This is a genomic window from Pseudoduganella aquatica, from assembly GCF_009857595.1.
Classification (GTDB): Bacteria; Pseudomonadota; Gammaproteobacteria; order Burkholderiales; family Burkholderiaceae_D; genus Rugamonas; species Rugamonas aquatica_A.
Map to the genome: position 1 here is coordinate 1 of NZ_WWCU01000140.1, position 332 is coordinate 332.

1 protein-coding gene is annotated in these 332 nt (G+C 74.1%); it reads right to left on the minus strand.

Annotation, left to right across the window (positions count from 1 at the left end; translation table 11 throughout):
• The coding region (locus GTP77_RS29950; protein ID WP_223149422.1) for a hypothetical protein at nucleotides 1–332 on the minus strand (332 nt) is incomplete at both ends.

Below are 332 nucleotides of genomic sequence, written 5' to 3' on the forward strand. Positions count from 1 at the left end.
CGGCGCCGGCCAGCAGCAGCATCAGCGCGCCCAGCAGCAGCACCGCGCACAGCATGCGCGCCGCGTAGGGCGCGCGCGCGGCCGGCGCGCAGCCGGGCAGGGTCACGTTCATCTGGGTCAGCACCAGCGCGTTGCCGACCCCGACATACAGCATGCACAGCGCGTAGCAGGCGCCGTACACGCCGAACTGGCCCAGCGTCATGGTGCGCGCCAGGTAGACCCCGAGCAGGAAATTGCTGCCGCTGCTCAGGCCCTGGTTGGCAAAGCTGAGCAGCAGCGGGCCGCCCAGCCGGCGCAGCGCCTGGCGCTGCGCGTCCAGGCGGCGCGCGGGG